Here is a 17,909-nt window from a genome sequence, read left to right as displayed (position 1 = left end):
GATTCCCCCGTCGTGGTCAGGCGCTGCGCAGGTAGTGGTCGAGGACGCGGACCCCGTAGTGCAGGGCGTCCACGGGAACGCGTTCGTCGACGCCGTGGAAGAGCGCCTGGTAGTCGAATCCGACCGGCAGCTTGAGCGGTGAGAAGCCGTAGCCGGTGATGCCGAGGCGGGAGAACTGCTTGGCGTCCGAACCGCCCGACATGGAGTACGGGACGGCGTGCGCGCCGGGGTCGAAGAGTTCGACGGCGGCGCGCAGCTTGGCGAAGGTCGGCGAGTCCACGGGTGCGGTGAGCGGCACCTCGCGGTGGATGAACTCCCAGTCGACGCCCGGCCCGGTGAGCAGGTCCATGGTGGTGTGGAACTCGTCCTCGCCGCCCGGGACCACGCGTCCGTCGATGACGGCGGTGGCATGGCCGGGGATGACGTTGACCTTGTATCCGGCGTCCAGCTGGGTCGGGTTGCTGCTGTTGCGGACGGTCGGCGCGATCAGGGCGGCGGCCGGGCCGAGCTTGCCGAGGAGTTCGTCGACGTCGAAGCCGGGGGCGTCGACGTCGACGGTGAGGCCGTGCAGCGCGGCGATCTCGGTGAGCCCGGCGCGCACGGTCGGGGTGAGGCGGACGGGCCAGGTGTACTCGCCGATCCGGGTGACGGCGGCGGCCAGCCGGGTCACCGCGTTGTCGCGGTTGACCTTGGAGCCGTGGCCGGCCCTGCCGTGGGCGGTGAGCTTGAGCCAGCCCGTACCGCGCTCGCCCGCGGCGATCGGGTAGAGGGAGAGGCCGTCGCCGGCGTGGAAGGTGAAGGCGCCGGACTCGCTGATGCCCTCGGTGCAGCCTTCGAAGAGGTCGGCGTGCCGGTCGGCGAGGAAGCCGGAGCCGTCGGCGGCGCTGGCCTCCTCGTCGGCGGTGTAGGCGATGACGATGTCGCGGCGGGGGCGGACGCCGGCGCGGGCCCAGCCCCGGACGACCGCGAGGATCATCGCGTCCATGTTCTTCATGTCGACGGCGCCGCGGCCCCAGACGACACCGTCGCGCACCTCTCCGGAGAAGGGGTGCACGGTCCAGTCGGCGGCCTCGGCGGGGACGACGTCGAGGTGGCCGTGGACGAGGAGGGCGTCGGCCGAGGGGTCGGTGCCCTCGATGCGCGCCACCACGTTGGTCCGGCCCGGGGTGCGCTCCAGCAGGACCGGTTCCAGGCCGATGTCCGCGAGGCGTTCGGCGACGTACTCGGCGGCCGGGCGTTCCTGGCAGGTGCCGTCGCCGCTGTTGGTCGTGTCGATCCGGATGAGCTCCGAGGTGAACGTCACCGATTCGTCGAGGGCCTGCTGGTCCACGGAATCGGGGGCGGGCGACTCAGCCATACTGTTCCTCCACTGCGGCGGACACGACGGTCGTGACCGCCTTGAACGTGCGGATCCCCTCGTACATCGTCGCGCTGGTGTACGCGACGCGCCGTTCGCCGGTCTGGGCCACGCCGGGGACGACGGTGGCGGCGGAAGCCAGGTGCTCGGCGTCGAACTCCAGCTCCACGGCGTAGGTTCCCCCGGTCACGGGGTCGTACCGGACGGCGAGCGGCGCGGCCTCGGCGGCCGCCGCGCGGATGTCGGCGGCGGTACGGGCGGGGGTGCGGCAGACCGCCGCGTACCGCGAGACGTAGTCCTTGACGGCGACCTTGCGGGCCTCGGGGGCGTACCCCAGCGCGTCCACGCAGGTCAGGTCGTCGCCGGTGACCAGCACGACGGGGACGCCGTACTCGGCGGCGACGTGCGCGTTGAGCAGCCCCTCACTGGCGCGCAGGCCATTCAGCCAGACGCCGGTGATCGAGTTGGCCAGGTAGGTGTGGGCGAGGACGCCCTCGGTGCCGGCGCCGGTGTGGTAGCCGACGAAGGCGACGGCGTCGACGTCTCCGTGCTGGATTCCCTCGACCATGGAAAGGGTCTTGTGCCGCCCGGTGATCATCTGGACGCGGTCGTCGAGCTGCTCCAGCAGGAGGTTGCGCATGCTCCAGTGGGCTTCGTTGATGAGCACCTCGTCGGCTCCCCCGTCGAAGAAACCGAGGGCCGCGGCGTTCACGTCCGAGGTGAACAGGGGGCGGCAGCGCTCCCACTGGGGAGCCCCGGGCAGGACGTCACCGGGCCAGGTCACACCGGTGGCGCCCTCCATGTCGGCGCTGATGAGGATCTTCATGCGGCCATACGGTACGCGCCCCGGTCCGCGCCGACCACGGCATTGAGGGGAGCGTCACGTGGCGCCGGGCGTCACCGTCCGCCCCGCGTCACCGTCCTTCCCGTACGGCCGGGACGACCACCGGGCGGATGCGCCGGGGCGGCACGGTGCGGGGGTGTCCGGGGCGCTTCCACTCGCGCGGGTAGCCGACGGAGACCTCCTCGAAGGGGACCCCGTCGTACACGGTGGACCGGGGGATGTGGAGGTGCCCGTAGACCATCGCGGCGACGGGGAAGCGGCGGTGCCAGTCGGCGGTCCGTTCGGTGCCGCACCACAGGGCGAACTCGGGGTAACGCAGGACGTCCATGGGGGTGCGGACGAGCGGGTAGTGGTTGACCAGAACGAGCGGCACGTCCGGGTCGAGCGCGCCGAGCCGCTCCTCGGTCAGGCGCACCCGCGCCTCGCACCAGGCGTGGCGGCTCTCGTACGGGTCCGGGTGGAGCAGGTACTCGTCGGTGCACACCACCCCCGCTTCGTGGGCGGCGGCCAGCGCCTCCTCACGGCTGAGCCCGGGGTGGGTGCGGAAGGTGTAGTCGTACAGCAGGAAGAGCGGGGCGACGGTCACGGGTCCCCGCGGTCCCCGCCAGACCGGATAGGGGTCCTCCGGCGTGACGATCCCGAGGCTCCGGCAGAGCTCCACGAGGTGGTCGTAGCGCTCGACCCCGCGCAGCCGCAGGGGGTCCTTCGGGGGCGTCCACAGCTCGTGGTTGCCGGGTACCCAGACGACTTTGGCGAAGTTCGAGGCGAGGACGCCGAGGGCCCAGGCGATGTCCTCGGACATCTCGCCGACGTCCCCGGCGACCAGGAGCCAGTCCTCCTCCGTCTCCGGCCGGAGACCGGCGACGATCCGGCGGTTCTCCTCGTGGGCCACGTGAAGGTCGCTGATGGCCAGGAGGTTGCCCGGAATCTGCGGCAAGTCGCTTCCTCTCGTCGGCCTCCGGGTGCGGAGGCGGTGCGTGCCGGTGCGGTGCACCCGTGGCCGGGTCCCCAGGGTCTCCCGTTCGGATCAGGCCGGAGTCGCGGGGTCGTGCCGCCTTCGAAGGCTGGCACGTCCGGCGGCCGGACGTAACCCCTGTCTGGCGTGTCGCGGGGTCCTGGGCCGCGCGGGGCGACCGGGTGATCACCCGCGCAACTCCAGACACATCGTCAACTTCCGCCCCTGGTCTTGCCAGAGCTCTCCGCAAGCCCTAGCTTCATCGCACCGTTAATCACATTTACTCATTGGCTTACGTACCGATACGCGCGCTACCACCCCCCGCACCGCACGGCGCCCCCACCGCCCACCCCCGCACAGCGCCTCCCCCCACTGCCCGCGCCGCCGCCCCGTCGCCGGAACGCGGGCCCGCCCCCCCACGAAGGAGATCCCGTGCGCCCACGCATGCGCGGAACCGCGATGGCCGCCGGACTCGTCCTCGCCGCCGCACTGTCCGCCACCACCGGTACGGCCGCGGCGGGCGACGCTCCCGGCGCCGCCCCGCAGCACGGTTCCAGCGTCCAGGCCGAGTACTTCCCCGACCCGGCGGGCGAGGGCCACCGGGTCCGGGTGCCCGCCGTCTCGCCGTACGCGGCGGCGGCTCCGGCCGCCTCCTCGGCGGCGCGCTCCACCGACGCCGCGACGGCCACGGACGGCGCGGTCACGGTCCTGTCCCGGACCGGCCCGAGCGCCGCCCGCATGGACGTGGCGATCATCGGCGACGGCTACACCGCCGACCAGCAGGCCGACTTCCTCGCCGACGCCCGCGCCCGGTGGGCGGACGTCACGGCCATCGAGCCCTACCGGAGCTACGCCGGCCTGTTCAACGTGTGGGCGGTCGGGGCCGTTTCGGCCGAATCCGGCATCTCCGGCGACCCCTCGGCGGACGTCGTGAAGAACACCGCGCTCGGCTCGTACTTCTGGTGTTCCGGCACCGAGCGGCTCATCTGCGCGGACCTCGCCAAGGTCAAGACGTACGCCGCCGAGGCCCCCGCGGCCGATCTCGTCGTCGTGGTCTCCAACTCGACGAAGTACGGCGGCGCGGGCTACTCGGGGCTCGGCTCCTCCTACGGCTTCGCCGGGGTCTCCACGCTCTCGTCCGACAACAGCCAGTCCAGCCTGATCGCCGCGCACGAGATAGGCCACTCCATCGGCCTGCTCGCCGACGAGTACACGTACGACACCTACGGCACGTACACCGGAGCGGAGCCCGTCGAGCCCAACTCCACCGTCCGCACCGCCGCGCAGCTGACGTCCGCCCAGGCCAAGTGGTACCGCTGGCTCGGCGAGAGCGACCCGTCGGGCGGCACCGTCGGTACGTACACGGGCAGTTCGTACTATCCGCTGGGCGTCTACCGGCCCACCGCCGACTCCCTGATGCGGTCGCTCTCCACCACCCGGTTCAACCTGCCGGGCCGGGAGGCCATGATCAGCGGCTTCTACCGGTACGCCTCCTCGCTCACCACGGCCACCACCGCAACCACGGTGAGCCGCGGCCAGACGGTCGCCGTGACCGTCGCCTCCCTGGCGGCGGGCCTCTCCCAGCTCGACCTGCGGTGGTACGTCGACGGCACCGAGGCCACCGAGGCGCACGGCCTGACGAGCGTGGTGCCGCAGCAGCTCGGCGTCACCGCGGACGGGCTGACGCACACCCTCCAGGCACGCGTCACCGACTCCACGGCCGCGCTGCGCGACCCGGCGGCCAAGACCGCCGCGACCGACACGCTGACCTGGTCCGTGGCCCCCTGATGTCCGGGGCGGTGCCGCTCCCCGGACGGGGGCGGCACCGCCCGGGACTCGCGCGGACGGCGCCGAGCCCGAGGATGCGGGAGAGTGGAGGCATGGCACTGCACTGGAAGCTCGTCATCGACAGCAGGGACGCGCCGGTTCTCGCCGACTTCTGGGCCGCCGCGCTGGGCTACGAGGTGGAGGACCCGAGCCCGCTCGTCGCACGTCTGCTGGCCGCCGGACAGCTCGCGGAGGAAGCCGTCACCGAACACGACGGCCGCAAGACCTTCCGCGGCTACGCGGCGATCCGCCACCCCGACGACCCGTTCGACGAGACCAGCGGCGTGGGCGCCGGGCGGCGGCTGCTCTTCCAGGACGTTCCCGAGGAGAAGTCCGGCAAGAACCGCCTGCACGTCGACATCCACAGCGAACCCGGCGGCCTCGATCAGCTGGTCGACCGCCTCAGGAGCCTGGGCGCCACCCCGGTCCGCGAGGTCGACAAGGGACCGGCCGGACATTGGTGGATCATGCGGGACCCCGAGGGCAACGAGTTCTGCGCGGCGTAGGCCGTGTCGTGAAAGTCCCGCCTGTCCGGCCCTTCCCGCGCCCGCTCCTCGCCTCGGACCCCGACCGGCCTGGGAAAACGCACCGGCCAAGTGGCAAACTGGCCGGGCGTATTCCATGCCGAGGGGGCCGCTGTGCCGATGATCCGTTCCATCCGTCGGGCGATGAGCCGTGCGATCCACCGCAAGGTCGACCTGAGCCACCCGGCCCGCTCCCCGCTCGGCAGCTCGGTCGTGAACTGCGTCTCGTACGAGGACGGCGTCCGGCAGCCCGTGACCGGTTCGCCGGAAGAGGCCCTGCGCCGGGTCCGGCGCTCCGGACGCGGCTTCGTCTGGCTCGGCCTCCACGAGCCGGGGCCGGAGGAACTCGCGCGCGTGGCAGCGCTGTTCGACCTGCACCCGGTGGCCGTGGAGAGCGCGCTGCGCGGGCACCAGCACCCCAAGGCGGAGCCGTACGGGAAGGGGCTGTTCGCGGTCTTCCGAACGTGCGGGTACGTCGACCACGAGCAGTTCACCGCCACCAGCGACGTGGTGGACACCGGTGAGCTGATGGTCTTCACCGGGGACGACTTCGTGATCACGGTGCGGCACGGCAGACACGGTTCCCTCGGCCCGTTGCGCGAGGCCCTGGAGGCCGACCCGGACCGGCTGCGGCAGGGGCCGGCCGCCGTGCTGCACGCCGTGGCCGACCGGATGGTCGACGCGTACCTGGATGTCGCCGACGCCGTACAGCACGACATCGACGCGGTGGAGACCGCCGTGTTCAGCGTGGACGCCGGACGCGGCGAGGCGGGCCGGATATACCAACTGAAGCGCGAACTACTGGAGTTCAAGCGGGCGGTCGCCCCGCTCGACCGCCCCTTGCAGGCGCTGGCGACCCGCCCCATGCCGACCGTACCGCCGGAGATACAGCCGTACTTCCGCGACGTGGCGGGCCATCTGACCCGCCTGAACGAGCAGATGGCGTCTTTCGACTCCTTGCTCGACTCGGTGCTCCAGGCCCATCTCGCGCAGGTGACGGTCGGGCAGAACGAGGACATGCGCAAGATCACCGCGTGGGCCGCGATAGTCGCCGTACCGACGATGGTCTGCGGGATGTACGGCATGAACTTCTCGCACATGCCGGAGCTCCGGTGGACCTACGGATACCCGTTCGCACTGGGGCTGATGGCCCTGGCGTGCTTGGTGATCCACCGGGGCTTCCGGCGCAACGGCTGGCTCTGACCGGGGGTTACTTCCCCGCGTCGGCGCCCGTGAGGATGGACTCGATGAGGGCGAGCTCGTCCGTGTCGAAGTCCAGGTTGCGGCTGGCCTCCACGCTGTTCTCCAGCTGGGCGACGCTGCTGGCTCCCACCAGTGCCGAGGTGACGCGCCCGCCGCGCAGCACCCAGGAGAGGGCCAGCTGGGCCAGCGACTGACCCCGCTCCTTGGCCACCGCGTCGAGGGCGCGCAGCTTCTCGACCAGCTCGGGGGTGACGGCGTCCGCGGTCAGGAACGGGCTGGAGCCCGCCGCCCGCGAGCCCTCCGGGATGCCGTCGAGGTAGCGGTCGGACAGCATGCCCTGGGCGAGCGGCGAGTACGCGATGGAGCCGGCGCCGACCTCGTCCAGCGTGTCCAGGAGGCCGTCCTCCACCCAGCGGTCGAGCATCGAGTAGCGCGGCTGGTGGATGAGGAGCGGGGTGCCCAGGTCCTTGAGGATGGCCGCGGCCTCGCGGGTCTGCTCCGGCGAGTAGTTGGAGATGCCGGCGTAGAGCGCCCGGCCGGAACGGACGGCGGTGTCGAGCGCCCCCATCGTCTCCTCCATCGGGGTGTCCGGGTCCGGGCGGTGCGAGTAGAAGATGTCGACGTACTCCAGGCCCATCCGTCCGAGGCTCTGGTCGAGCGAGGAGAGCAGGTTCTTGCGGGAACCCCACTCGCCGTACGGGCCCGGGCCCATCAGGTAGCCGGCCTTGGTGGAGATGATCAGCTCGTCGCGGAGTGCGGCGAAGTCGGTCGCCAGCGAGCGTCCGAGGGTGAGCTCGGCGGAGCCGGGCGGCGGCCCGTAGTTGTTCGCCAGGTCGAAGTGGGTGACGCCGAGGTCGAACGCCCGGCGCAGGATGGCGGCCTGCGTGTCCGGCGTCCGGTCGCCACCGAAGTTGTGCCACAGGCCGAGGGAGAGCGCGGGCAGCAGCAGGCCGCTGCGTCCGGTGCGCCGGTAGGGCATGGCGGAGTAGCGGTCGGCGGACGGAAGGTACATACGAAGGGCTCCGCGAGGTCGTCGGACGGGGCACTCCGGTCCGGAGTGCCGGGGGCTCTCTCCGCGGCGGGTATCCGCTGAGGGGGTCCGTCTCCAGGCTGACGGAGAAAGATCCAGCAGTCCAACGGGAAACAGCTCTGGCATTCATCGTTTAGATTCATCAATCATGGAATTGCGTCAGCTGGAGCACTTCGTCACCGTCGCGGAGGAGCAGCACTTCACCCGGGCCGCCGAGCGCCTCGCCGTGTCCCAGTCGGGTCTGTCGGCGTCCGTGCGGGCGCTGGAGCAGGAGCTGCGGACGCCGCTGTTCAGCCGGACGACCCGGTCGGTGCGGCTCACGGAGGCGGGACGGGCGCTGCTGGTGGAGGCGGTGCGGACGCTCGCCGGGGCCCGTGCGGCGCGGGACGCGGTGGACGCCGTGCGAGGGCTGCTGCGCGGCACACTGACGGTGGGGGTCGAGCAGTGCGTGGCGGGGGTCAGCCCGGCCAGGCTGCTGGCAGCGTTCCACCGGGAGCATCCGCACATGGAGATCCGGCTCCGCCAGGAGGGCACGATGAGCCTGCTGGACGGGGTGGCGGACGGTCGCCTGGACCTGGCGTTCGCGGCGACGGTGAGCCCGGTGGAGTGGCGCGGGGAACTGATCCCCCTGGCGACGGAGGAGATGGTGGTGCTGTGCGCCGCCGGGCACCGGTTCGCCGGGCTGCCCGGGGTCGAGTGGGGTGCGCTGCCCGAGGAGTCGTTCATCGACTTCCACCCGGACTGGGGCCCCCGGCGGGCCGCCGACGCGGCCTTCGCCTCGGCGGGGGTGCGCCGGACGGTGGCCCTGGAGGTGAACGACGTGCACAGCCTGCTGGAGCTGGTCCAGGAGGGGCTGGGCATCGCGGTCGTCCCGCGCCACTTCGCGCGCAAGCCGGAGGCGGCCCAGCTGGTGGCTCTGGACCTCGTGGCGCCGGAGGCGTCCGGCCCGGGGGCAGGGGCGCGGCCGGTGCGGTACGAGAGTGTGGTGGTGCTCCCGCCGCAGCGGGCGACGAGCCCGGGGGCGCGGGCCTTGGTGTCCCTGGTGACATCGGCGCGGGAGCGGGGCGAGGAGTAGGCGGCCGCGCGCCCCCGGGCGGCCGCCCCCGCCCGCCGGCTGCCGCCCGGGGCGGCACGACCGCCCCGTCCGCCGGGCCCTCAGTCCTCGTGGCCGAGCTGGAGGTCGCGCTCGGTGCGTCCGCCGCCGGCGACCTGGAGCACGGTGGCCACCGGCGGGTAGCCGGCCGCGATCACGGTGTACTCGCCGGACGAGAGGTCCACGAAGCGGAACGCGCCGTCCGGGCCGGTGGTGAGGGTGTCGACCACGTTGCCCGCGGCGTCGAGCAGGGTGACCCGGGCGTCCTCGACGAGCCGCCCGCCGGGGGCGCGTACGACTCCGCGCAGCACCGCGCCGCCGGCCAGTTCGATGTCCTGGCGGGTCTCGCGGGCCGCCTGCACGCTCACCGGCAGTGCGGCGGGCCGGAAGGCGGCGGCGCTGGCGGCGAGGGTGTACTCGCCCGCGACCAGTTCCGCGATGGTGTAGCCGCCCTCGTGGCCGGTCCTGGTGGAGGCGACGACCTCGCCGCGTACGTCGGTGAGGGTGACGGCCGCCTCGCGGACCGGGGTGCCGTCCGGGGTGAGGACCCGGCCGGTGAGGCGTCCTGCGCCGCCGAGCACGATGTCGAGGGAGACCGGCCGCTCGCCGACGGTGACGCTGACGGCCTGCGGCTGGTGCCCTCCGGCCGCGGCGATCAGGACGTACGAACCGGAGCCGGGCACGCTCAGCGCGTACCGCCCGTCGCCGTCGCTGGCGCCCCGGCCCACCTGGTGCCCCTGGACGTCGATGAGGGTGAGCGCGGCCCGGGGCACCGTGGTCCCGTCCTGGTGCTGGACACGGCCGCGTACCGGCACCCCCGCGACGTGGGCGACCACGACGGGCGCGGTCGCGGGTACGGGGACAGGGACGGTTACGGTGACGGCGGCCGGGATGCCACCGGCGTCGGGGATGCCACCGGCGTCGGGGACGGTACGGGCGGCGGGGATCTCGGTGGGCTCGGCGGCGGCTTCGGGGCTGTGGTGGGACACCAGCGGTTTCTCCTTGAGGAAGAAGGCGAGGACGAGACCGGTCAGCAGGACCGGCACCAGGTAGAGGAAGATCCGCGGCATCGCGTCCACGTACGCCTGGATGTACGCGTCGCGCAGCGCCGGGTCCAGCGTGCGGATCAGCTGAGGGGTGACGGACTTCGCGTCGGGCAGTCCCGCGCCGGAGGGCAGACGGACCGCCAGGGCGTCCGCGAGGCGTCCGGCGAAGAGCGTCCCGAAGATCGCCGCCCCGACGCTGCCGCCGATCTGCCGGAAGTAGTTGTTGGCGCTGGTGGCGGTGCCGAGGTCGGTGGGGCGTACGGAGTTCTGCACCGCGAGCACCAGTACCGGCATGACGAGGCCGATCCCGATGCCGAGCACGGCCTGGGCGAGGCTGTACTCCAGCCGGGAGGTCCCGAGTTCCAGCCGGGAGAGCAGCCACATGCCGACCGCCGAGAGGGCGCTGCCGGCGATCGGGTGGACCCGGTAGCGGCCCGAGCGGGAGATCATCTGCCCGGAGACGACGGAGGCGCCCACGATGCCGCCCATCATCGGGAGCATGAGCAGCCCCGACTCGGTGGCGCTCACGCCGTCGACCATCTGAAGGTAGGTCGGCAGGTAGCTCGCCGCGCCGAACAGCGCGACGCCGATGACGGCGCCGACCAGTCCGCTGACGTTGAAGACGGAGTCGCGGAAGAGCCGCAACGGAATGATCGGTTCTGCTGCGCGGGCCTCGACGGCGACGAAGAGCACCGCGGTGACGACCGCTCCGACGGCGAGCAGCACGATGGTCCGCGATCCCCAGGCGTACTCGGTGCCGCCCCAGCTGGTCAGCAGCACCAGGCAGGTGGAGGCGACGGCGAGCAGCGCGGCGCCCAGCACGTCGAGTTTCGGGCGGACCTTGGGCCGGGGCAGCTTGAGGACGACGGCGATGACGGCGAGGGTCGCCAGTCCGAACGGCACGTTGATGTAAAAGCACCAGCGCCAGGTGACGTGGTCGGTGAAGAACCCGCCGAGGAGCGGCCCCGCCACGGACGCCAGGCCGAAGACCGCGCCGATGAGCCCCATGTACCGGCCCCGCTGCCGGGGCGGCACGATGTCCGCGATGATCGCCTGCACGCCGATCATCAGCCCGCCGCCGCCGATGCCCTGGAGGGCGCGAAAGGCGATCAGCTGGTCCATGGTGCGCGACCAGCCGGCGAGGGCGGAGCCGATGACGAACACGATGATCGCGAACTGGAAGACGCCCTTGCGGCCGAAGAGGTCGCCGAGCTTGCCGTAGAGCGGCAGCACGATCGTGGACGCCAGCAGGTAGGCGGTGACCGCCCAGGACATCTTGTCGAGCCCGTGCAGTTCGCCGACGATCTTCGGCAGCGCGGTGGCGACGATCATCTGGTCGAGGGCGGCGAGCAGCAGGGTGAGCATCAGCCCGAGGAAGACCGTACGGACCTGACGGAGGTTCACCTCGCCCTCGGCCGCCGCCGGCCCAAGCCTCTCGGGCGCCCCGGACGCATCGGGTGTCCCGCGTCCGGGCGGCCCGGCCTGTACGGGCAACTCCTCGGTCGGGGTGTCGTCCGGCGGGACCACGGGCGGGCGCCCCGCCTGGTCCTCCCGGTCCCCCGATCCGTCCGGCCCGCCCTCGACCAGCGTGCTGCCACCCACCACGGAACGCTCCCCTCGTCGCACTGCGCCGAACATTTCTCGCATCAGGCGGGAAGGCGGGGCAAACGACTTCGAGGGGCGTGGACGGCGTGCGCGGAGGCGTATCCGCCGGTGGGAGCGGGGGTGGGGCGCAGAACAGGTTGCCCTGGAAAACCACTCGTTCCGGTGAGGCGTCCGACGCCCCGAGTGGCGGGTGGCCGGTGGCGGACGGGGAGCGGAACCGGCGCGCGGACGGTGGCCGATGACGGTGGAGGGCGGCGTACCGGTGGAACGGGACCGGCGCGCGGACGGTGGCGGTGGGCCCACCGTCCGGCGACAGGTACTACTTCGCGGTCTTCTCGACCTCGGTGGCGAGGTTCTGGAGCAGCTCGTCGTAGATGCGCGCGAGTCCCTTGGGGGCGAAGGTCCGCTCGAAGAACCCTCCGATGCCGCCGGCACCGTTCCAGACGGTGGAGACGACGGCCTTGGAGCGGCCCTCCCCGGCGGGGGTGACGGTCCAGGTGGTGACCATCGAGGAGTTGCGGTCCTTCTCGACCAGCTGACCGTCGGTCGGCTCGGTCACCTCCAGGAGGCAGTCGCGCACCCGCTTGCTGGTGGCCTGGAGCTTCCAGTGGACGAGGGTGCCTTCACCGTCGCCGCCTTCGCGGACCTCGTACTCGCTGAAGTGCCCGGGCAGCACCTTGCCCCGCACCTCCTTGTAGTCGGCCAGCGCGTCGAACACCGTCTCCGCGTCCGCCGCGATGGTCCGCTCCGTCGTGGCTTCGACCTGCGCCATGGCTGTTCCTCCAGCATTCGGTTGATGAAGACCCTGGCTGAGCCAACCACCCCGGGAGGGTCCGCTCAAAATCGGGGCGGTGAACCTCCGGCCGGACCATGCCTTCCACAGGCGGCCAGGAGCCGGCCCGAAGTCGTGCGGACACTCGCCGGAAGGGCGCTCCGCACGATCAAGGGAACATGTGTTCTATTCTCGGAATCGAGCCACCGAGGAGGTGCCGATGCGCTGGGACCACCTGGCCGAGAACACCACGGATGCCGGAGACGCCACCGGCCGGGACGATGGACGGGCGGCCGCGAGCGGGCCGCGTGCCGCCGCGCTCTTCGCCGCCGACGCGGTCACCAGCCGCACCTTCGACACCCCTGAGTTCCAGGGGATGACCTTCCACGAGATCCGCGCCCGCTCGGTCGTGAACCGGGTACCCGGGGCCTCCCGGATGCCGTTCGAGTGGACGCTCAACCCCTACAGGGGCTGCAGTCACGCGTGCGTGTACTGCTTCGCCCGCAAGACGCACAGCTATCTGGACCTCGACACCGGGGCCGGTTTCGACTCGCAGATCGTCGTCAAGATCAACGCGGTGGAACTGCTCCGACGGGAACTGGCCTCACCGCGCTGGCGCGGGGACCACCTCGCGATGGGCACCAACGTCGACTGCTACCAGCGCGCGGAGGGTCGGTACCGCCTGATGCCGGGGATCATCGGCGCCCTGCGCGACCACGCCAACCCCTTCTCGATCCTGACCAAGGGCACCCTGATCCTGCGCGATCTCGACCTGCTGCGGCAGGCCGCCGAGGTGACCGAGGTCGGCGTCTCCGTCTCGGTGGGGTTCGTCGACCGCGAGCTGTGGCGCACGGTGGAACCCGGCACCCCCGACCCCCGGCGCCGACTGGATGCCGTTCGTACCCTGACGGAGGCGGGCATCGGGTGCGCGGTCCTCATGGCCCCCGTGATCCCGTTCCTCGGCGACGGCCCCGACCAGCTGCGGGCCACGGTCCGGGCCATCGCCGAGGCGGGCGCCACCTCGGTGACCCCGCTCGTGCTGCACCTGAGGCCGGGCGCCCGGGAGTGGTTCATGGCGTGGCTGGGCCACCACCACCCGCACCTCGTCGCGCGGTACGAGCGGATGTACGCGGGCGGTTCGTACGCCCCGCACTGGTACCAGCGGCAGATCACCCGGCAGGTGCACGAGATCGCCGCCGAGTTCGGCATCGGCCCGCCCACCCGGGGTGCCGCCCGGCGGATCACCCCGCCCGTGCCGCCGGCCGGTGGCACGACCGGGACGACCCCGGGCCCCACCCAGCTCACGCTTCTCTGAGGCGGGACCCGCCGGCGGCTTCCGCGTTCGGATCTTGCTGGGCCTTGCTGGGCAAGGGCGATCCGTCGAAGTGCCGCCGTTCGGCCGGAGCCCGGCAGACGGCACCTCGAAGACACGCCCCAGCGGGGCCCTCGGCGTGGTGTGCCGCCGACCGCCGCCCGTAGAGGGCCGCTCCGGGCGGCGGCACACCCTCAGGCGTTGGCGGCCTCGCGGCGTTCGGGCCGGACGATCAGCCGCCAGGCGGCGACCGCCGCGCCGACGTAGGCGGCGCCCGCCAGCAGGAAGCAGACGGCGGGTCCGCGGTTCCAGTCCGGGACCGTGGCGAGCACCACGCTCATGGCGGCGATGCCCACCAAAGTCCCGATCTGCCGGTTGGCGTTGAGGACGGAGCCGGCCACGTTGGCGTTCTCGGGCCCGGCGGAGTCCACCAGCGCCGCGGTCATCCCGGGAGAGATGACGCCCGAGCCGATGTTGGCGATGCCGACGGCGACGGCCACGACCCAGTAGGGCGTCGTCGAAGTGACACCCGTCATGGTCAGCGACGCGACTCCCGCGATCAGCAGGAAGAACGTCAGCAGCGCCCCGTTGGAGAAGCGCGCGGAGACACGTGCGTAGACGAGGTTGGCCAGCGGGAACCAGATCGTCATGGGCAGCAGTTCCAGACCGGCCCGCAAGGGGCTGGATCCCCGGGCGTGCTGGAGGTAGAGCGCAAGCATGAACATGCTGCCGTAGAGCGCGAAGTTGAAGAGGAAGCCCACCAGGTTCGCACCGGAGAAACTCGGCCGCCGGAAGAGGCTCCACGGCATGACCAGGTGTTCGGCCCGGCGCTCGCGCGCCACCAGCGCCCCGCCCGAGACGACGAGTACGGCGTACGCGACCAGCAGGGGGCCGGCGTCCCAGCCGAGGCGCGGCCCCTCGATGAGCGCGAAGCTCAGTGCGGCGAGGGCCGCGATCCACAGGACGTGACCGGGCACGGCCAGCCGGACGGGGCGGACCTCGGCCGGGGCGACACAGCGCAGGGTCAGCAGGATGCCGACGAGGCCGATGGGCAGATTGAGGAAGAAGATGCTCTGCCACCCGAACGCGCTGACCAGCAGGCCTCCGACGCTCGGGCCCAGCCCCGCCGAGGTGGCCACGATCGCCGACCACAGGCCCAGCATGCGCGTCCGCTCCCGCTTCTCGGGGAAGGAGAGCACCAGCAGCGAGAGCGAGCTGGGCATGAAGAGTGCCGCGCCCACCCCTTGCCCGAGGCGGGCGCCGACCAGTGCGGCGGCGTTCGGTGCGAGCGCGCAGCCGAGTGAGGCGACGAAGAAGACGGCCATGCCCCACAGGTAGACGTTCTTCGCACCCAGCCGGTTCGCGAGCCCGCCGCCCAGCAGGATGAGCGAGCTGAAGACCAGGACGTAGCCGTCCACGATCCACGTGAGTTCGGACCACGAGGCGTGCAGGTTCTCCTGGATCGCGGCGCCGGCGATGTTGACGACGGTCACGTCGAGTGCCGCCATGACGAAGCCGGTGGCGAGGGCGGTCAGCCGCAGCCCCGGCGCCGCTCCGCGTCGGGCCGGCGCGGCCCCGGGGGGCGATGACAGTGTGTCGGATCCGATGGTGGGCATCGTCTTCTCCTCGCTGGGGACTCCGGTCGTGCTGCGGCGGTCGCGCGGGCCACGGCGAAGACTATGTCGATGAGCATCAAACTTCACGAGAATCGAACTTTCGGCTGCCGTAGGATGAGCCGCCGCGTTCGAACGCAGGGAGGCCGGACCACATGACCGCACGGACGACCGAGCGCATCGCCGACCACGTCCCCGCCGAGGACATGAAGCTCCAAGACGTACTGGAAGCCCTGGTCGACCCGGTGCGGCGCAGCATCGTCCGGCAACTCGCCGTCTCGGAGCGGGACATGGCGTGCGGAACCTTCGACATCGACGTCACGAGATCCACCAGCAGCCACCACTTCAAGGTTCTGCGGCGTGCGGGGATCATCCGGCAGCACTACGCGGGCACGGTGAAACTGAACACGCTGCGCCGCGCGGACCTCGACCGCGCCTTCCCCGGTCTCCTCGACGCGGTCATCGGGGCGGCGCTCCAGGAGACCGGGCGGTAAGGGCCTCGGTCCCGGCGTCGGACCCGGGCATCGCCCCGGGGTCCCGATCCCGGACCCTCCCATGAGAGTCCCGGGCCAGGCCGTGTCCGACCATTCCCGCCGGGCGGGCGGCGCCCGACGCGCATGGTCGGACACGGCCCAGGCGTGACGCCGACCGGCCGCCCGTACGGGTCAACTCCGGCCGCGCCGTGTCCCTCCCCCGCCGATCGCGGGGAGCATCCGGCGGAGGCTGCGCCCCGAAGCAGCCGCGATCCCTCGCCCCGGGAGGCCGTATGACGAACCGTGCAAAAATCCTGGTCGCCGCTGGTGCGGTGGTCGCCGGTCTGGTGACCGGCGTACCCGCTCCGGCGACAGCCGACACCGGCGCCGTGCCCGTGCCCGTGCCCGTGCCCGTGCCGCTGAAGTGGACCTCGTGCGCGACGGAGGCCCGGCCGACGCTCCAGTGCGCCTCGGTCCGGGCCCCGCTCGACCACGCCCGTCCGGACGGCCGCCAGGTCACGCTCGCGCTGACCCGCGTCCCGCACACCGCGAAGACCTTCCAGGGACCCCTGCTGGTCAACCCGGGCGGCCCCGGCGGCAGCGGGCTGAACCTGGCCGGGTTCGTCTCCACCGCCCTGCCCGCGAAGGTCGCCGCCCAGTACGACGTGATCGGCTTCGACCCGCGCGGCGTCGGGAAGAGCACGCCGAAACTCGACTGCGTGCCGGGGTACTTCCGGCCGGTGCGCCCCGCATCGGTCCCCACGTCCCTCGCCGCCGAGCGGACGGTCCGCGACCGGGCCGCCTCGTTCGCCCAGGCCTGCGGAAGCAAGTACGGCGACCTGCTGCCGTACATGGACACCGTGAGCGCCGCCCACGACCTGGACGTGATCCGCGAAGCCCTGGGCGCGCGGCGGATCAACTACTTCGGCTACTCCTACGGCACCTACCTCGGCGCGGTCTACGCCCAGCTCCACCCGGACCGGGTACGGCGGTTCGTGCTCGACTCCGTCGTGGACCCCGAGGGCGTCTGGTACGCGGACAACATCGCCCAGGACTACGCGTTCGAAGCGCGCCACAAGGCCTTCGCCGCCTGGGTCGCGAAGAACGACGCGACGTACCGTCTCGGTGGGGACCCCGACGCGGTCGAGGCCGCCTGGTACCGGATGCGGGCGGCGGTCGCCGAGAAGCCGGCCGGCGGCAAGGTCGGCCCCGGGGAACTGGAGGACACCTTCCTGCCCGGGGGCTACTACAACGGCTACTGGCCCCACCTCGCCGAGGCGTTCGCGTCGTACGTGAACGACGCCGACGGGACGGCGCTGCTCGCCGCCTGGGAACGGTTCGGGGAGACCGGCGACGACAGCAACGGCTACTCCGTCTACACGGCGGTCCAGTGCCGCGACGCCGCCTGGCCCCGGGACTGGAGCACCTGGCGCACCGATGCGCGGGGGGTGGCCGCGCAGGCGCCCTTCATCACCTGGAACAACACCTGGTACAACGCGCCGTGCGCCAGCTGGCCGGTGGAGCCGCTCAGCCCCGTCCGGATCTCCAACGACGCGGTGCCGCCGATGCTGCTCTTCCAGGCGACCGAGGACGCGGCCACCCCGTACGAGGGGGGCCTGAGCATGCACCGCAAGCTCAAGGGCTCCCGCCTGGTGGTGGAGGAGGGCGGCGGGAACCACGGCATCACCCTGAGCGGCAACACCTGCCTCGACACCTATCTGTCCGAGTACCTGGCGACCGGCGCCGTACCGACCGGGAGCGGCGGCGCGGACGCGGACGCCGTCTGCACGGCCCGCCCCGACCCGAAGCCGCTGCCCGCCGAGAAGGCGCTGCGCGCGACGGACAGCGGGACCACCTCGGGCACCGGCGGCGGAACCCTGCACGGGCTGCTCGGCTTCCGGGGCTGACCGGCGCGCGGGCCCGGCCCGGGCCGTGGTCAGTAACGAGCGGGCGGCCGGCGGACCGTGATCGGTGGACCGGTCACGGTCGGCCGGAGGGCGCTTGCGAGGCCGCGCTCGGCGTCCGTTCCGGCGTCCCGTTACGGCGTCCCGTTCCTTGGGCGCTCGGCTTGGGCGTACGGCGACTGTGGGCGGCCCGGCCGGGCTTGGTCCGCGGCTTGCGGGCCGTCCGCTCCTTCAGGTTGGCGCTCGCCGGTATCCGTCCACGCGGTGCGGGCGGGACCTGCTTGTCGTGGGCCGGGCGGCCGCTCCGCTCGCCGCGGAACAGCGAGAACCCGGTTCTCCGCGCGTGGCGTT

At 72.4% G+C, this 17,909-nt stretch carries 14 protein-coding genes; 7 read left to right on the top strand and 7 right to left on the bottom strand.

Going from position 1 to position 17,909, the window contains the following annotated elements:
• Window positions 1-16: 16 nt before the first annotated feature.
• The 3 genes from OG599_RS29625 to OG599_RS29615 form a co-directional block, all read right to left on the bottom strand.
• A complete protein-coding gene (locus OG599_RS29625; RefSeq protein WP_327179030.1) occupies window positions 17-1,357 on the bottom strand; it encodes a M20/M25/M40 family metallo-hydrolase in 1,341 nt (446 codons plus the stop codon).
• Complete coding sequence (locus tag OG599_RS29620) at window positions 1,350-2,183, bottom strand: M55 family metallopeptidase (RefSeq protein ID WP_327179029.1); 834 nt, start codon at window positions 2,181-2,183, stop codon at window positions 1,350-1,352. The genes OG599_RS29625 and OG599_RS29620 overlap by 8 nt, the downstream gene beginning before the upstream one ends.
• A gap of 88 nt (window positions 2,184-2,271) precedes the next feature.
• Window positions 2,272-3,138, bottom strand: a complete 867-nt coding sequence (locus OG599_RS29615) for a metallophosphoesterase family protein (RefSeq protein ID WP_327179028.1) — start codon at window positions 3,136-3,138, stop codon at window positions 2,272-2,274.
• Between the two features lie 450 nt (window positions 3,139-3,588).
• Between OG599_RS29615 and OG599_RS29610 the strand changes: the two genes are divergently transcribed.
• From OG599_RS29610 to OG599_RS29600, 3 genes are all read left to right on the top strand, one after another.
• Window positions 3,589-4,944: a M64 family metallopeptidase gene (locus OG599_RS29610; protein ID WP_327179027.1), complete on the top strand. Its 1,356-nt coding sequence runs from the start codon at window positions 3,589-3,591 to the stop codon at window positions 4,942-4,944.
• Window positions 4,945-5,036: 92 nt separating this feature from the next.
• Window positions 5,037-5,489, top strand: coding sequence for a VOC family protein (locus OG599_RS29605; protein ID WP_327179026.1), 453 nt, complete (start codon window positions 5,037-5,039; stop codon window positions 5,487-5,489).
• A gap of 138 nt (window positions 5,490-5,627) precedes the next feature.
• Window positions 5,628-6,710, top strand: coding sequence for a magnesium and cobalt transport protein CorA (locus OG599_RS29600; protein WP_327179025.1), 1,083 nt, complete (start codon window positions 5,628-5,630; stop codon window positions 6,708-6,710).
• Between the two features lie 7 nt (window positions 6,711-6,717).
• Here the strand turns inward: OG599_RS29600 and OG599_RS29595 are convergent, their stop codons facing one another.
• The gene (locus OG599_RS29595; protein ID WP_327179024.1) at window positions 6,718-7,722 is read right to left on the bottom strand and encodes an aldo/keto reductase; all 1,005 of its coding nucleotides are present in this window, start codon (window positions 7,720-7,722) and stop codon (window positions 6,718-6,720) included.
• Window positions 7,723-7,888: 166 nt separating this feature from the next.
• Between OG599_RS29595 and OG599_RS29590 the strand changes: the two genes are divergently transcribed.
• Entirely contained in the window at window positions 7,889-8,815 is a 927-nt protein-coding gene (locus tag OG599_RS29590) for a LysR family transcriptional regulator (RefSeq protein WP_327179023.1), read from the top strand.
• A gap of 80 nt (window positions 8,816-8,895) precedes the next feature.
• Here the strand turns inward: OG599_RS29590 and OG599_RS29585 are convergent, their stop codons facing one another.
• Together OG599_RS29585 and OG599_RS29580 are read right to left on the bottom strand one after the other, a co-directional pair.
• Window positions 8,896-11,484: an MFS transporter gene (locus tag OG599_RS29585; protein ID WP_327179022.1), complete on the bottom strand. Its 2,589-nt coding sequence runs from the start codon at window positions 11,482-11,484 to the stop codon at window positions 8,896-8,898.
• 319 nt (window positions 11,485-11,803) lie between these two features.
• Window positions 11,804-12,256, bottom strand: a complete 453-nt coding sequence (locus OG599_RS29580) for an SRPBCC family protein (protein ID WP_327179021.1) — start codon at window positions 12,254-12,256, stop codon at window positions 11,804-11,806.
• Between the two features lie 220 nt (window positions 12,257-12,476).
• On the opposite strand from OG599_RS29580, the gene OG599_RS29575 reads away from it, so the two are divergent.
• Window positions 12,477-13,571, top strand: coding sequence for an Rv2578c family radical SAM protein (locus OG599_RS29575; RefSeq protein ID WP_327179020.1), 1,095 nt, complete (start codon window positions 12,477-12,479; stop codon window positions 13,569-13,571).
• A 191-nt stretch (window positions 13,572-13,762) separates the two neighbouring features.
• On the opposite strand, the gene OG599_RS29570 is transcribed toward OG599_RS29575, so the two are convergent.
• A complete protein-coding gene (locus tag OG599_RS29570; protein ID WP_327179019.1) occupies window positions 13,763-15,184 on the bottom strand; it encodes an MFS transporter in 1,422 nt (473 codons plus the stop codon).
• A 152-nt stretch (window positions 15,185-15,336) separates the two neighbouring features.
• Between OG599_RS29570 and OG599_RS29565 the strand changes: the two genes are divergently transcribed.
• Together OG599_RS29565 and OG599_RS29560 are read left to right on the top strand one after the other, a co-directional pair.
• The gene (locus tag OG599_RS29565) at window positions 15,337-15,675 is read left to right on the top strand and encodes an ArsR/SmtB family transcription factor (RefSeq protein ID WP_327179018.1); all 339 of its coding nucleotides are present in this window, start codon (window positions 15,337-15,339) and stop codon (window positions 15,673-15,675) included.
• 272 nt (window positions 15,676-15,947) lie between these two features.
• Entirely contained in the window at window positions 15,948-17,561 is a 1,614-nt protein-coding gene (locus OG599_RS29560) for an alpha/beta hydrolase (protein ID WP_327179017.1), read from the top strand.
• Window positions 17,562-17,909: the final 348 nt, after the last annotated feature.

The organism is Streptomyces sp. NBC_01335 (assembly GCF_035953295.1).
In the GTDB taxonomy this organism is placed as follows: domain Bacteria; phylum Actinomycetota; class Actinomycetes; order Streptomycetales; family Streptomycetaceae; genus Streptomyces.
This window is presented reverse-complemented; position numbering and strand designations above follow the sequence as displayed.

Excerpts from the sequence above, each read along its gene's own strand:
- OG599_RS29560 (WP_327179017.1), top strand. The coding sequence starts at position 15,948 with ATGACGAACCGTGCAAAAATCCTGGTCGCCGCTGGTGCGGTGGTCGCC.
- OG599_RS29580 (WP_327179021.1), bottom strand. The coding sequence starts at position 12,256 with ATGGCGCAGGTCGAAGCCACGACGGAGCGGACCATCGCGGCGGACGCG.
- OG599_RS29620 (WP_327179029.1), bottom strand. The coding sequence starts at position 2,183 with ATGAAGATCCTCATCAGCGCCGACATGGAGGGCGCCACCGGTGTGACC.
- OG599_RS29565 (WP_327179018.1), top strand. The coding sequence starts at position 15,337 with ATGACCGCACGGACGACCGAGCGCATCGCCGACCACGTCCCCGCCGAG.
- OG599_RS29590 (WP_327179023.1), top strand. The coding sequence starts at position 7,889 with ATGGAATTGCGTCAGCTGGAGCACTTCGTCACCGTCGCGGAGGAGCAG.
- OG599_RS29595 (WP_327179024.1), bottom strand. The coding sequence starts at position 7,722 with ATGTACCTTCCGTCCGCCGACCGCTACTCCGCCATGCCCTACCGGCGC.
- OG599_RS29575 (WP_327179020.1), top strand. The coding sequence starts at position 12,477 with ATGCGCTGGGACCACCTGGCCGAGAACACCACGGATGCCGGAGACGCC.
- OG599_RS29605 (WP_327179026.1), top strand. The coding sequence starts at position 5,037 with ATGGCACTGCACTGGAAGCTCGTCATCGACAGCAGGGACGCGCCGGTT.
- OG599_RS29570 (WP_327179019.1), bottom strand. The coding sequence starts at position 15,184 with ATGCCCACCATCGGATCCGACACACTGTCATCGCCCCCCGGGGCCGCG.
- OG599_RS29600 (WP_327179025.1), top strand. The coding sequence starts at position 5,628 with ATGATCCGTTCCATCCGTCGGGCGATGAGCCGTGCGATCCACCGCAAG.
- OG599_RS29625 (WP_327179030.1), bottom strand. The coding sequence starts at position 1,357 with ATGGCTGAGTCGCCCGCCCCCGATTCCGTGGACCAGCAGGCCCTCGAC.